General features: G+C 65.6%; 13 protein-coding genes, 1 tRNA gene and 1 other annotated feature. Of the genes, 4 read left to right on the forward strand and 10 right to left on the reverse strand.

Translation table 11 applies throughout. From position 1 onward, the window contains the following. Genes otnI through ltnD form a run of 4 tightly spaced genes read right to left on the reverse strand, consistent with a single transcriptional unit; the run spans position 1 to position 3,554 of the window. Entirely contained in the window at positions 1-774 is a 774-nt protein-coding gene (gene otnI, locus ACNPAA_RS01455) for a 2-oxo-tetronate isomerase (protein WP_279956131.1), read from the reverse strand. Beyond that, positions 771-1,403, reverse strand: a complete 633-nt coding sequence (locus ACNPAA_RS01460) for an aldolase (RefSeq protein ID WP_417891527.1) — start codon at positions 1,401-1,403, stop codon at positions 771-773. The genes otnI and ACNPAA_RS01460 overlap by 4 nt, the downstream gene beginning before the upstream one ends. Continuing rightward, positions 1,396-2,649: a 3-oxo-tetronate kinase gene (otnK, locus tag ACNPAA_RS01465; protein WP_417891528.1), complete on the reverse strand. Its 1,254-nt coding sequence runs from the start codon at positions 2,647-2,649 to the stop codon at positions 1,396-1,398. The genes ACNPAA_RS01460 and otnK overlap by 8 nt, the downstream gene beginning before the upstream one ends. Next, the gene (gene ltnD, locus ACNPAA_RS01470; RefSeq protein WP_417891529.1) at positions 2,646-3,554 is read right to left on the reverse strand and encodes an L-threonate dehydrogenase; all 909 of its coding nucleotides are present in this window, start codon (positions 3,552-3,554) and stop codon (positions 2,646-2,648) included. Before ltnD ends, otnK begins: the two co-directional genes overlap by 4 nt. A gap of 256 nt (positions 3,555-3,810) precedes the next feature. On the opposite strand from ltnD, the gene ACNPAA_RS01475 reads away from it, so the two are divergent. Continuing rightward, entirely contained in the window at positions 3,811-4,599 is a 789-nt protein-coding gene (locus ACNPAA_RS01475; RefSeq protein WP_417891530.1) for a DeoR family transcriptional regulator, read from the forward strand. A 41-nt stretch (positions 4,600-4,640) separates the two neighbouring features. On the opposite strand, the gene ACNPAA_RS01480 is transcribed toward ACNPAA_RS01475, so the two are convergent. Beyond that, positions 4,641-4,796 (reverse strand): entericidin A/B family lipoprotein, encoded by a 156-nt coding sequence (locus ACNPAA_RS01480; RefSeq protein ID WP_417891531.1) that lies wholly within the window; start codon positions 4,794-4,796, stop codon positions 4,641-4,643. Positions 4,797-4,812: 16 nt separating this feature from the next. Next, positions 4,813-5,874 (reverse strand): PQQ-dependent sugar dehydrogenase, encoded by a 1,062-nt coding sequence (locus ACNPAA_RS01485; protein ID WP_417891532.1) that lies wholly within the window; start codon positions 5,872-5,874, stop codon positions 4,813-4,815. Positions 5,875-6,042: 168 nt separating this feature from the next. Here ACNPAA_RS01485 and ACNPAA_RS01490 point away from each other — a divergent pair, with 168 nt between their 5' ends. Then, positions 6,043-7,707, forward strand: a complete 1,665-nt coding sequence (locus ACNPAA_RS01490) for a SulP family inorganic anion transporter (protein WP_417891533.1) — start codon at positions 6,043-6,045, stop codon at positions 7,705-7,707. Here ACNPAA_RS01490 and ppk2 read toward each other — a convergent pair. The 3 genes from ppk2 to ACNPAA_RS01505 form a co-directional block, all read right to left on the reverse strand. Continuing rightward, positions 7,704-8,528: a polyphosphate kinase 2 gene (gene ppk2, locus ACNPAA_RS01495; protein WP_198497915.1), complete on the reverse strand. Its 825-nt coding sequence runs from the start codon at positions 8,526-8,528 to the stop codon at positions 7,704-7,706. The two genes, ACNPAA_RS01490 and ppk2, sit on opposite strands and share 4 nt — an antisense overlap. A 271-nt stretch (positions 8,529-8,799) precedes the next feature. Beyond that, positions 8,800-8,876 (reverse strand) — tRNA-Arg (locus ACNPAA_RS01500). A gap of 50 nt (positions 8,877-8,926) precedes the next feature. After that, positions 8,927-10,081 (reverse strand): flagellar assembly protein FlgT, encoded by a 1,155-nt coding sequence (locus ACNPAA_RS01505; protein WP_042074842.1) that lies wholly within the window; start codon positions 10,079-10,081, stop codon positions 8,927-8,929. 265 nt (positions 10,082-10,346) lie between these two features. Between ACNPAA_RS01505 and ACNPAA_RS01510 the strand changes: the two genes are divergently transcribed. Continuing rightward, positions 10,347-10,967 (forward strand): FlgO family outer membrane protein, encoded by a 621-nt coding sequence (locus ACNPAA_RS01510; RefSeq protein ID WP_010673310.1) that lies wholly within the window; start codon positions 10,347-10,349, stop codon positions 10,965-10,967. An 88-nt stretch (positions 10,968-11,055) separates the two neighbouring features. Beyond that, positions 11,056-11,481 (forward strand): LPP20 family lipoprotein, encoded by a 426-nt coding sequence (locus ACNPAA_RS01515; RefSeq protein ID WP_010673311.1) that lies wholly within the window; start codon positions 11,056-11,058, stop codon positions 11,479-11,481. Positions 11,482-12,064: 583 nt separating this feature from the next. On the opposite strand, the gene pheA is transcribed toward ACNPAA_RS01515, so the two are convergent. Then, positions 12,065-13,237, reverse strand: coding sequence for a prephenate dehydratase (pheA, locus tag ACNPAA_RS01520; RefSeq protein ID WP_010673312.1), 1,173 nt, complete (start codon positions 13,235-13,237; stop codon positions 12,065-12,067). 38 nt (positions 13,238-13,275) lie between these two features. Next, positions 13,276-13,409, reverse strand: a sequence feature (Phe leader region). Between the last annotated feature and the right edge of the window lie 85 nt (positions 13,410-13,494).

Here is a 13,494-nt window from a genome sequence, read left to right on the forward strand (position 1 = left end):
TTATTGTTGTGTCAGCCAGCCCAGCCCTTCCCGGGTGCCGGCTCTGGGGTTGTATTCGCAGCCTATCCAGTCGTGGTAGCCCGCCTGCGCCAGCGCCTTGAACAGGTGGGGGTAGGCGATCTCCCCCTCGTCCGGCTCGTGGCGATCCGGCACCGAGGCGATCTGGACGTGGCCGATGGCCGGACCCAGCTTGCCGATGAGGCGGGTGAGATCCCCGTCCATGATCTGGGCGTGGTAGAGGTCAAGCTGCACCCCCACGTTGGGCCTGTCTATCTCCTGCACCAGGGCCAGGGCGTCGAGCTGGTGGGCCAGGAAGTAGCCGGGCACATCTCTATCGTTGAGCGGCTCCAGCAGCACCTTGATGCCGTCTTCGGCCAGGAAGTCGGCGGCGAAGCGGATGTTGTCGATCAGGGTCTGGCGGTGGGCCGAGAGGCTATGAGCAGGATCCACGATGCCGCTCATGGCGTGTACCTTGGTGCAGCCGAGCGCCAGGGCATAGTCACGCACGCTTGGCAGGTGGCCGCGAAACTCCGCTTCCCGCCCCGGGATGGCAGCCATGCCGCGCTCACCCGCGCCCCAGTTGCCCGGCGGCATGTTGAACAGGGCCTGGGAGAGCCCCTGCTCGCGCAAGCGGCGGCCCAGCTCTGCGGCCGGCCACTCGTAGGGGAAGAGGAACTCCACGGCTTCGAAACCTGCCTCGCGGGCGGCGGCGAAGCGCTCCAGAAACGGCACCTCGGTAAACAGCATGGTGAGATTGGCGGCAAACTTGCTCATGGTTTCATCCTCCTCAATTCATCAATTTCGGGTTCGCTCAGGTAGCGGATGGAGTGGCCATGAAGCATCAGTGCCAGGCGCGCCGTCTCCTCCAGCTCTTCCATGTTGTTGACCGCATCCACCAGATCCTTGCCCGTCACCACGGGGCCGTGGTTGGCAAGCAGGAAGGCGTTGCCTTCGGGAGCGCGGCGCCCCAGCTCCTCGGCGATGCGGGCATCCCCCGGCTTGTAGTAGGGGATGAGCGGCAACTGGCCGACCCGCATCACGTAGTAGGGGGTGAAGGGGCGGATGACGTTGGCCGGATCCAGCGCCTCCAGGCAGGAGAGGGCGGTCAGGTGGGTGCAGTGCAGGTGCACCACGGCCCGGCAGTCCGGATTGTTGTGGTAGATGGCGAGGTGGAAGGCCACCTCCTTGGAGGGGCGATCCCCTCCCAGGTGCTCCCCCTGCAGGTTGACGTGAGAGAGCCTGTCGGCGCTGAGCCGTCCCAGGCAGGAGCCGGTCGGGGTGGCGATCAGGGTGCCGTCCGGCAGCAGGGCGGAGAGGTTGCCGGCGCCCCCGGTGGCATATCCGCGCTGGAAGAGGGAGGCCCCCAGCATCACCATGGTGTCGCGCAGTGCCTGTTCAGTCATGGAAGTACTCCTGAGCCTTGTCGAAGAAGTCGTCGCTCCCGAAATTGCCGGACTTGAGGGCCAGCGACAGGGGGACGTCGATGGCCCGCACCCAGGGCACGCCGGGGGCGATCTGCGGGCCAATGTGGAACGCCTTGACGCCGAGGGCCTGGGTGATCCGGCTCGAGGTCTCGCCACCGGCGATGATGAAGCGATCCACCCCGGCCTCCTGCAGCAGTTGGGCGAGGCGGGCGAAGCAGTGCTCCACCGCGTCGCTGGCCGCCTGCTGGCCGTGGGTTTCCTGAATGCGGGCCAGCGCCACCGGGCTGGTGGTGGCGTAGACGAGCGGCGCCGGGGTTCGGGGCTGGTCCAGTACCCAGCGCGCCAGCTCGGCCGGGTAGTCAGGGTTGGTGAGGCAGGTTTCCACCTGCAGCGCCAGGGCGGGGGCGTGCTGGCGATAGCGGGCCACCTGACGGTTGGTCATCTCGGAGCAGGAGCCTGACAGCACCGCGGCTCGGGTGCCTCTGGGCCAGCCCGCCTCGCGGGCACCCTGCAGATCGCCGCTGCCAAGCTGACGGGCCAGGCCGATGGCGAGGCCGGATCCGCCGGTCACCAGGGGCATGTCGAGGGCGGCGGTGGCGATGTCCAGCAGGTGCTGCTCGGTCAGGGTGTCGACCACGGCGTAGCGCACGCCAGCTTGCGTTAGCTGCTCAAAGGCGTCGGCAATGGCGCCGGCACCCTGTGCGATGGTATTGAACGGCACCAGACCGGCGCGGCCCTGGGCTTGCCCCTCCATCAGCCGCAGCAGGTTGCTGTCGGTCATGGGGGTGATGGGGTGATGGCGCATGCCGGACTCGGCGAGCGGCTGGGCGCCGACGAAGAGGTTGCCCTGATAGACGGTGCGACCGTTCACCGGCAGGGCCGGACAGATCAGGGTGAAGTGCTGGCCAAGCGCCGCCAGCAGGGCGTCGGTGACGGGGCCGATGTTGCCCGCTGCCGTGCTGTCGAAGGTGGAGCAGTACTTCTGGTAGATGCGCGGGCAGCCGTGGGCCTTGAGCCAGTCGAGGGCCGCCAGGGAGTCGCGCACCGCTTCGCCCGCGGGGCAGGAACGGCTCTTGAGGCTGATCACCACGGCATCGACCGGGGGCAGATCCCCATCATGCTCCGGCACGCCGGCGAGTTGCAGGGTGGAGAGGCCGTTCTCCACCAGGAAACCGGCGATGTCGGTGGCGCCGGTGAAGTCGTCTGCGATGACACCGAGTTTCATAGCAGTTCCTCCTGACCCGGCAGGGTGATGCCTGAGAAGATCTTGATGACGGCGCTGTCATCTTCCTGGCCGTGCCCTGCGTTGCTGGCGCCGAGGAACATGTTCAGCGCCGTGCTCGCGAGCGGCAGCTGGAAGCGCAGCGCCTTGGCGGTGTCCGCCACCAGGGTGAGATCCTTGACGAAGATGTCCACTGCGGAGCGGGCCTGGTAGTCACCGGCCAGCACCCTCGGCATGCGGTTTTCAAACATCCAGGAGTTGCCGGCGGCATGGGTCACCACGTCATACATGAGATCCAGGGACACCCCTGCCCGGCTGGCCAGCGCCATGGCCTCGGCGGCCACCGCGATGTGCACCCCGGCCAGCAGCTGGTGGATGATCTTGACCGTGCTGCCCTGGCCCGGCTCGCTGCCGACCCGGTAGACCTTGCCGGCCACCGCATCCAGCACCGGGGCCAGCTTGTCGAAGGCGGCGTCGGCGCCTGCGGCCATCACCGTCATCTCCCCCGCATCGGCCTTGATGGCGCCACCGGAGACAGGCGCATCCAGCATCGGCAGTCCCAGCTGCGCCAGTTCGGCGGCCAGGGCGCTCGCCTCTTCGGCGGCGATGGTGGAAGAGACCATGATGGCGGTGCCCGGTTTGAGGTGGCGAGCCAGCCCCGCTTCGCCGAGCAGGATGCGGCGCACCTGGGTGGCGTTGACCACCAGCAACAGCACGGCATCGAGCGTCTCCGCCAGGGGCCTGGCATCGGCCATGACGGCGGTGGCACCGGCCTGCTGCAGCTGGTTGCGCGCCTCTTCATTGAGATCGATGCCGTAGGTGGTGAGCCCGGCCCGCAGGCAGGAGCGGGCTGCGCCCATGCCCATGGCGCCCAGGCCGATGACCGCAACATGATAGGGAGTGCTCATCTCGTGATTCCTCGATTACGACTGATGAGCCGATAGTAGAGGCTTGCGGCGATGAAATATCAGGCAGCTGTCACAAAAAATAACTTAATTGGTGTTAATTTTTGTTATTTGTGCGGGCTGAGATTCTTTTGAATCAAAAAATGGCGTTATTCATGTGAATAAATGTGATTTTTGAGCCCGTTGCAGGTTATTTATCATTTTTTCCCAGGTCGCTGGGGTAGAATGGCGCCTTCCCTTCCCCGAGGCGCGAGGCAAGATGATTCCCGTAGAGCGACAGCAACGTATCCTGCAACTGCTGGCAGAGCGCGGCGTGGTCAGCATAGTGGAGCTGACCGACTGGTTGCAGGTCTCCCACATGACCATCAGGCGCGACATCCAGAAGCTGGAGGAGCAGGGGCGGGTACTCTCCGTCTCCGGCGGGGTCAGCCTCTCCCAGCGGATCAAGAGCGAGCCCTCCCACGCCGCCAAGCGCAGCCTGATGCAGGGGGCCAAGCTGGCCATCGCCCGGCTCGCCGCCGCCCAGGTGAGCGAGGGCGGCACCGTCTATCTGGATGCCGGTACCACCTCCCTGGAGCTGGCCCGGGAGCTGGCGCTGCGGGAAGACCTGATGATAGTGACCAACGACTTCATGGTGTGCGCCTACCTCATCGAGCACGGCCGCTGCCGCCTCTATCACACCGGGGGCCAGGTCATTCGCGAGAACCAGTCCTGTGCCGGGGAGGCCACCGCCCACTTCCTGCGCAACCTCCATCTGGACGTTGCCTTCCTGTCAGCCTCCTCCTGGGACGGCCAGGGGATCTCCACCCCGAGCGAACAGAAGGTGCCGGTGAAGCGGGCCGTGGTGGAATCGGCGGCGACCCGCATCCTCATCTGCGACTCGTCCAAATATGGCAAGGTGGGGACTTTCAACGTGGTGGGCTGGGATGCGATCGATCAGGTGATCACCGACGAGCAGCTGCCCCAGAGCGCCCGCGAGGCGCTGGCCCAGCACGGGGTCAGGGTGACCATGGCACCGCTGGCCAGCCTGGCGGTCAGCGCCGAGTGAGGGGGCCTGGTCCCTGAGACTGGTCAGGGACGGGCCCCGGGTCAGCGGCTGCCTGCCGCCGGCTCCTCCGCCAGGTTGGCGGAGCCCTGGATCACCTCCCCCGCCTTCTCGATGTCCCGCCCCATCCCGTAGATGGTGTTGCAGCCCAGCAACCAGAGGCTGGCACAGAGCACCAGCAGCATGCGATTTGCGTTCATCCTTCCTCCTTGCATCCTATGGGGTCAGTTTGAGCAGGCGTCCCTGACCCGAGTCCGTCAGCAGATAGAGCGCGCCGTCGGGGCCCTCCTTGACGGTACGGATCCGCTCCCCCAGATCGGTCAGCAACCGCTCCTGTGACACTATGGTGTCCCCGTCGAGGCGCAGGCGCAACAGGGCCTGACCGCGCAGGGCGCCGACCAGCAGATCCCCCCGCCACTCCTTGAACAGCTCCCCCTGATAAAAGGTCATGCCCGAGGGGGCGATGGAGGGCACCCAGATCCAGCGCGGCGCCGTCAGGCCCGGCGCGCTCTGGCCCACGCCAATCTTGCCGCCACCGTACTCCTCGCCGAAGGTCACTCTGGGCCAGCCGTAGTTGTGGCCGGGCAGGATGAGGTTCACCTCGTCCCCGCCCTGGGGGCCGTGCTCGTGGGCCCAGAATTGCTGGCTAACCGGGCGCAGCGCCGCCCCCTGCATGTTGCGATGACCCAGGCTCCAGATCTCCGGCAGGGCCCCCGCCGTCTTGACGAAGGGATTGTCGGCGGGGACCCGGCCATCCTTGTGCAGGCGCACCGTCTTGCCGAGGTGGTTGTCCAGCGTCTGGGCCCGCTCCCGCTCGCTGTAGCGATCGCCCAGGGTGATGAAGAGATAGCCATCCTCGGTCAGTACCAGGCGGGAGCCGAAGTGGGCGCCGCCGGCGACCTTGGGCTGCTGGCGAAACAGCAGTTGCCAGTCGACGAGGGCGTCCTTTTGCAGTCGGGCCCGGGCCACGGCGGTGCCGGCGCCGCCGTCCCCCGGCTCGCTGTAGCTGAGATACACCCAGCCCTCGCCGTCCAGGGCGAGATCGAGCAGCCCCCCCTGACCCGCGGCGGCGAGGGGGGGCAGGCCCGAGATAAGGTGGCGATCGCCGCCGGCGTCGATGCGCAGCAGACGGCCCGGGCGCTCGCTGACGAGGTAGCCGCCATCGGGGAGAAACGCGAGCCCCCAGGGGTGGCGCAGCTCCCCCGCCACTTGGGTCAGGGTCAGCGCCCGCACCGGGAGCGCCAGGCAGACAAGCAGCAGGGCAAGCAGTCGCAACATGGGGGATATCCTCTCTCGGGCCAGGCCTGAACGTCGCTGAAGTATAGGGGAAGGGAGCTGGAAAACGTGAGACACAACAAGCTATTGCATCACTTCGCCGCCTACACTTCACACTGTCATCAAGGCGAATAGTGCGCCAGCCCGGGCCCGGGATAATGGAGGATTCAGATGTCATCACTTGCGTCGGCGCCTGGGCGCCTCCTGTCCGATCTGCTGGCCGGCGTCACCGCGGCGGCCGTGGTGCTGCCCAAGGCCATGGCCTATGCCACGGTGGCGGGGTTGCCGGTGGCGATCGGTCTCTACACCGCGTTCGTGCCCATGGTGATCTACGCCTTGCTGGGCTCCTCCCGGGTGCTCAGCGTCAGCTCCACCAGCACCCTGGCTATCCTGACAGCCACCCAGCTCGGACTGGTGGTACCGGACGGCGACCCCGGCCGGCTGCTCACGGTGACGGCCACCCTGACCCTGATGGTGGGGGCCATGCTGATGCTGGCGGCCGCGCTGCGGCTCGGCTTCATCGCCAACTTCATCTCCCTGCCGGTGCTGGTGGGGTTCAAGAGCGGCATAGGGCTGGTGATCATCCTCGACCAGCTGCCCAAGCTGTTCGGGGTGCACCTCCAGAAGGAGAACTTCTTCCTGGATCTCTACCACCTCGGCCAGGCGCTGCCCCAGACCTCCTGGCTGACCCTGGGAGTCGCCCTCGCCACCCTGGTGGTGCTGGTGTTCATGGAGTGGCGCTTTCCCCACTCCCCCGCCCCCCTGCTGGGGGTGGGGGTCGGTATCGCGCTGGTGTGGGGCCTCGGCCTGAACGAGGCGGGCGTCGCCATCGTCGGGACCATCCCCACCGGCCTGCCCAGCCTGACGATGCCGGATCCGACCCTGGTGTTGCAGCTGCTGCCGGGGGCGGCGGGCATAGCGCTGATGAGCTTCACCGAGACCATAGCCGCCGGGCGGGCCTTCGTGGGGAAGGAGGAGCCCGAGATCAATGCAAACCGGGAACTGGTGGCCACCGGGCTGGCCAATCTGGGGGGCGCCTTCTGCGGCAGCATGCCGGCGGGGGGCGGCACCTCCCAGACGGCGGTGGTGCGCTCCGTCGGGGGCCTGAGCCAGCGTGCCTCCGCCGTCACCGCCGCGATGGCGCTGGCCACCATGATCTTCCTCGCCCCGCTGCTCTCCTGGCTGCCGAGCGCCACCCTGGCGATGGTGGTCATCGTCTACTCGGTGGGGCTCATCCAGCCGGGGGAGTTTCGCAAGATAGGGCAGATCCGCATGATGGAGTTTCGCTGGGCCGTCATCGCCTGCCTGGGGGTGCTGCTGTTCGGCACCCTGGAGGGCATAGTGGTCGCCATCCTCGCCTCCCTGCTGGGGCTGGCGAGCCAGACGGCGCACCCCAGGGTCTATGTGATCGGCCGCAAGCCCGGGGAGGATGTGCTGCGCCCTCTCAGCGAGCAGCATCCCGATGACGAGACTATCCCGGGCCTGCTGATCCTGCGCCCGGAGGGGCGCCTCTTCTTCATCAACGCGCAACACGTGGCGGCCCAGGTCCGGCAGCTGACCGAGACCCACCAGCCCGAGGTGGTGGTGCTGGACATGAGCCGGGTGCAGGACGTGGAATACTCGGCCCTGATGATGCTGATGGAGGGGGAGCGGCAGGTGCGTGACAAGGGGGTCACGCTCTGGCTGGCCGGGCTCAATCCCGGGGTGCTCGAGAACGTGCGCCGCAGCGGGCTGGCCAGCCAGCTGGGGGAGGGCCGCATGCTGTTCAATGCCAGGGCGGCCATCCGCCAGTATCGGCAGGGCAGGGGTGAGCCCGGGCTCACCCCGCTTGCCTAGAAGCGCTCCGGAATGATGCGCAGCGGGTGTTCCGAGGGGGCGGCCTTGCCTATCTTGCGCCTGGGCAGCTTGACCGGCTCGGCCGGCAGCGCCTCGTAGGGGATGTGCGACAGCAGGTGGGAGATGATGTTGAGGCGCACCCGCTTCTTGTCCTCGGAGCGGGCCACGAACCAGGGGGCCCAGGCGGTGTCGGTGGCGATGAACATGGCATCCCGCGCCCGGGTGTAGTCATCCCAGCGGTTGAAGGACTTGATGTCCATGGGGGAGAGCTTCCAGATCTTGCGACCGTCGTCGATGCGATCCCGCAGCCGCCGCTCCTGCTCCTCTGGGGTCACCTCCAGCCAGTACTTCAGCAGTATGATGCCCGAATCGACCATGGCCTTCTCCACCATGGGGGTGCCTGCCAGGAATTTGTCGCTCGCCTCCTCGCTGCAAAAGCCCATGACGCGCTCCACGCCGGCCCTGTTGTACCAGCTGCGATCGAAGATGACGATCTCGCCCGCCGCCGGCAGGTGGGGGATGTAGCGCTGGAAGTAGAGCTGGCTCTTCTCCCGCTCCGTGGGGGCGGGCAGCGCGACGACGCGAAAGACCCGGGGGCTGACCCGCTCGGTGATCGCCTTGATGGTGCCCCCCTTGCCGGCCCCGTCGCGCCCCTCGAACACGATGCAGACCTTGAGCCCCTTGTGCACCACCCACTGCTGCAGCTTCACCAGCTCCACGTGCAGGCGGCGCAGCTCCTTCTCGTACTCCTTGTTGCCGAGGGGCTTCTGCTCCTCGACCACGACCGGCTGTTCAGCCCTGGATTTTTTTTTGCTGCCCATGATGTCCTTCTTGTGTCTCAAACGGATGGAGAGTGGCCGTCATCCCGGACGGCGCCCTTCAAGCGTAGATGACGGCGCCGGCTCGCCATTGGCGGCGAGGGCAGAGGGTGATCGGGATCATGGATGGGCAGGTGGACGGCGAGCCCTTGCCCCGGTTGTCACCGTCCCCCGGGGCTGGGGCCGCACTGCGCACAGCGCTGGCGGGGGACGATGGAGGGGCCAAGAACGACCAAGGGGTTGGCATCTTGCGATGCCAACCCCTTGTTTTGTATGGCGTTCCCGACTGGAGTCGAACCAGTGGCCTGTCCCTTAGGAGGGGACCGCTCTATCCTGCTGAGCTACGGGAACCTTGTGGCGGGCATTATACAAGAAGCATTGTGCTTTTAAACCCTTGATTCCTATTCCAATACGGCCAAATCACCGATTTGGACATTGAATGGCGAATATTTGTTCTGACTGCTGATGACAGCGCCGTCCTCGAACACCTGCACCACCTCGAACAGGCCGTCGGCGGGATTGCGCATCACCCTGGACTTGCCGTAGGGGTCGACGAAGTCGGCGCTGTGCTGGACGCGGAACTGATCCCCGAGCTTGACGCCGTTGCGACGGCCCAGATTGATGTGGGGACCGCGCTCGTGCTGGGCCACGATCCGGGCGGTGACGGGGGCGCAGGCAAGCTCGGCGACGATGTCCTGGGCCGCCTCCTTCAACTGGTAGCCCACCTCCTGGCCATAACTCGACTGCCAGAACCGGCCGCCGCTGCTGCCCACCTGTTCCCGCTTGGAGAAGGTCCAGTTGGCGCGCCCCTGGTACTCCTTGCGACCGAGCAGGGTGCCGTTGATGCCGTCAAACAGGTAGAGCTGCATGCGAAAATTGCGCACGGGATCCTCATACCAGCTGGTCAGGGCGTTGCCCTGAGGCTCAAGGGAGAGATCGTCGATGCTGCCGAGCACCAGGTACTGGCTGTCGGTGCGCAGGCTCAGGGCCTTGATCTCCTCGAGGGCGCTGCGATCCCCCTGCTGCAGGTGGAGCGGATCGATGCGCAGGTTCTCGTCCAGCCACTGGCGGGCGACCACCCCCTGGGGGGCTGCCGCCAGGGTCTCGAACAGGCGGCGGGAGAGATCGGCGGGCATGTCGTCCAGGGCGCCGGTGCTCGCCTGATCCGGGTAGCGCATGCGCAGGCGTACCAGCGTCAAATCCTTGGCGTAGTGCTGGGTCTGGCAGATCTGGCGCTCGGCCTGGATGTCGGCTACCAGCGTGATGTACATGCGGCCGTTGCGCACCTCTTCGCGCTTGAGGCGGTACTGACGGATGTCGCCGCCGGAACGGATCTGGATCTGCTCCGAGCGCAGGCTGCCATTTTCCAGGCGCTGGATGCTGGAGACGGACGCCCCGCTGGCCAGCAGGGCCTGGCGCAGCGCATCCCGGGTTGCCTGCTCGCGGGCATAGACCTCGTCACCCCCCAGGATGGCGGCACTGCCCTGGGCCTCGATAAGTTCGGCCCGGGCCGACAGGCTGGCCAGCAGCAGGGTTAACAGCAGCGAAACTTTCATGACGGACACCTTGAATGGGTGACCCCGTGGCCGCCGGCAAGGCTGGCCAGGGGCCTGGACACTGACCCGATCCACACCGGGCAGCCAAATAAAAGCAAGATCCATGCCTTGTCCCCGGGGCCGGGGATCCTCGTTGCGCCGGCTGGTGCCGTCCGGCGTGGCCGGCCCCTGTGCGGATCGTCGGGGGATCCTGGGTGCATTCCCGGCTCAAGTGTTGGCGTTTGCGACCGATAACAGGTCAGGTGCAGATGCAGGAAAGGTATCCATGAAGAGAGTTATCACGGTGCTGGCGGTGGCGCTGGCATTGGTCGGTTGCGGGTCGGCCGACCCCATCAATCGGGAGCTGGGAGACCCTCGCCAGGCGGCGAAGGGGATGGAGCTCAACTGGCTGGTGGCCCGCATGACGGATCAGCTGATGGAGCGCAAGTCCCTCACCACCCTGACCGAGCCCATTGCGGTCGCCTCCTTTGTCGATCTCGACACCCTGAAGGACACCAACTGGATGGGGCAGCAGATCGAGGAGAGCTTCATCTACGAGCTGAACCGGCGCGGTGAGGTGGTGGTGGACTTCAAGACCACGGGCAACATCCAGGTGACCCCGCAGGGGGACTTCGTGATGAGCCGCAACTACAAGGATCTCTCGTCCCGGCTGCCCATCTCCCGCATTCTGACCGGCACCTTCAGCCGCAATCAGCAGGGGATCCTGGTCAACGCCCGCATCATCGATCTGCGCACCAAGATGGTGGAGACCACGGCCCAGAGCCTGATCCCGAAACAATATTTGTCCGGTGCCAGCAACTCCTTTGGCCGGGCCTCCATCAATCGCGGTTACCTGATGCGGGGGGGCCAGAGCCCGTCCGGCCATCTGGTCAACCTGACCCCTTGAGGTGGCGCGTCATGAAGCGTGAAGCGGGCTGGCTGACATTGAGCCGTGAAACATCGGGTATGGTGAACAGGAAAACGGGGAAACAGCGATGAAAATCTTGTTGGGTTGCCTGATGGCCATGTTGCTGACGGCGTGCAGTGGCAACCGGGTGGTGAACTATGACGTGGGCGAGAAGCCCGATGACTTCCCGGTGCTCAAGGCGGTGGGTTATGCGGTGATCGACATCCAGCCCGGTCCCTCCCAGTCCGAGAAGATGTTGCAGGCGATCCGCGCCTCCAAGATGGACGCCTACCGGGAGCTGGCGGAGCAGCTCAACGGCCAGCAGGTGCGCGGCCAGAGCAGCTACAAGGACCTGACCCAGACCTCCAACTCCCTGGATGTGTCGGTGGCGGGCATGGTGCGCGGTGCCCGGGTGGTGGCGACCTATCCCCGTGGCAACACCTATGCCACCGAGCTGGAGCTCGACACCCGCAACCTCTATCACCTGAACCAGCTGATGGCGGGCCAGTTCTAGGGCGGGTCCGGGGGGCGCCGGCATGAGCACGGCGATCATCACGGCACAGACAAAGGCGAGCGCAGGCTCGCCTTTTTGTTTGGTCGGGAAGGGGCTCGGATCTGCGGGGAATAACCGGGGTTGGCGCGTTGGACTGCATTGGCCTGGGGAGGATAACCGGGATTGGCGTCTTGGGAGGAGCTGGTCTTCGGCAGGAGAAACGGACTTGATGGGCCGGACGGGATCCGGCCTGTGGCGAGGAAAAAGGGTGCTGAGGCCGAACAAGAGGTGCCCGGGCGCCGGAATGGCGGCCTTTTTTGTTTAGGGAAATCTAACGATATCACCATGTCGTTAAATAAAGCCAAACGATAGAAAGGCCCGGCAGGCGGCAAAAGGAGGCCGCAACGGGAGGAAGATGGCCTGATAGTGAGTGGAAAGACAGCAGCGCCAGGATCCCGGGTCCACGAGGAAGAGGGTGGAGGGCGGTTTAATGCCGGAAGGGAAGGGAAGGGCGGGATCGGGCGTGTCTCACGGGGAGGGCGCAGAGAGCACAAAGGCGAGCCGGGGCTCGCCTTTGTGTGGCAGGGGCGGGATCCGCTTCCCATCAGCTTCCCATCAAGACGGGCGGCACGGCGGTCGGCTTGACGTCTTCGCTCGGGTAGCAGCCCAGCACCTTGATGTAGCGGGTGATCTTGGTCAGCTCCAGCAGGGCGGCCTGCATGGCTGGGGTCTGCAGGTTGGCGGAGACATCCAGGTAGAACATCTCCTCCCAGGGGTTGCCCTGCACCGGACGGGATTCCAGCTTGGTCATGTTGATCTCGTGGCTGCGCAGCACCAGCAGCGCCTCCACCAGGGAGCCCGGCTTCTGGGAGGTGGACATGATGAGGGTGGTCTTGGCCGGGATCTGGGGCGCAACGTCAATGGGTTTGCGCGCCACCACGATGAAGCGGCTGTAGTTCTCCTTCTGGTTGGCGAGCTGCTCGGCCAGCACGTCGAGGCCATAGAGCTCGCCGCCGGCGGCGCTGCCGATGGCCGCCGCCTCCGGGCTTGCCAGCTCCTTCACCTTCATCATGGCGCTGGAGGAGGAGTCGCAGATTTCGTGGCGCGCCCCTTCCAGCTTGCTGAGGTAATGGGAGCACTGCTGGAACACCTGGGGATGGGCGTAGAAGGTCTTGATGCGTTCGATCTCAGTGGGCACGGCGGTGAGGATGCAGTGCTCGATGGGATAGGTGAGCTCACCCACGATGGAGAGGGTGGTGTGCTGCATCACGTCATACACCTCGTTGATGGAGCCCGAGCTGGTGTTCTCGATGGGCAGCACCCCGAAGGCGGCGCGGCCCGACTCCACGGTGTCCAGCACCTCGCGGAAGTTCTGGCAGTTCACCTCGATCACCTGATCCTTGTAGCGGGCCAGGTACTTGCGGGCGGCCAGGCTCGAGTAGGAGCCGCGCGGTCCCAGGTAGGCGACGCTGGTCATGGGCTCCTGCTGCTGGGGATTGAGCAGGCTCTGCAGGTAGGCCTGCTGGGAGAGCACGGAGTCTTCGATGATGGTGTGGTAGATGCGGGTGATGTACTGGGCATCCAGTCCGAGGGCGCGCCCTTTCTGGATCAGGGCGACCAGCAAGTCCTGTTCGCGCTGGTGGTCACGGATGGGACGGGGATTGGCCTGCTTGGCGCGGGCGACCTCGATGCTGAGGGTCTTGCGTTTGGCCAGCAGGGCGAGCAGCTCCTGATCCAACTGGGTGATGTCGTGTCTGATCTCGTCGAGCGTTGCCATGGTGGTTCCCTATCCAGTGATTCTGTGGTGTGTGGTGCAAAAAAAAGCCTCCGCTGGGGAGGCTCGATTCGTCTTTGGTTTCTGTTTACGCGAATGGTTCACGTGACGACGGGCCTTCCCTCATGTGGGCCGGGTAAACGAGAAAACAAAGAAGAATGGTGTGTTCATGGGCGTGTCCTGAATGTAACGCCATAACCATTAAGGGATTTGGCGGTGCGATGCAAGTAAAACTTGCCCGGGGGCGTTGAACGGGGCAG

Source organism: Aeromonas sp. PS2Canimalfood6 (assembly GCF_048276795.1).
GTDB classification, from domain to species: domain Bacteria; phylum Pseudomonadota; class Gammaproteobacteria; order Enterobacterales; family Aeromonadaceae; genus Aeromonas; species Aeromonas caviae.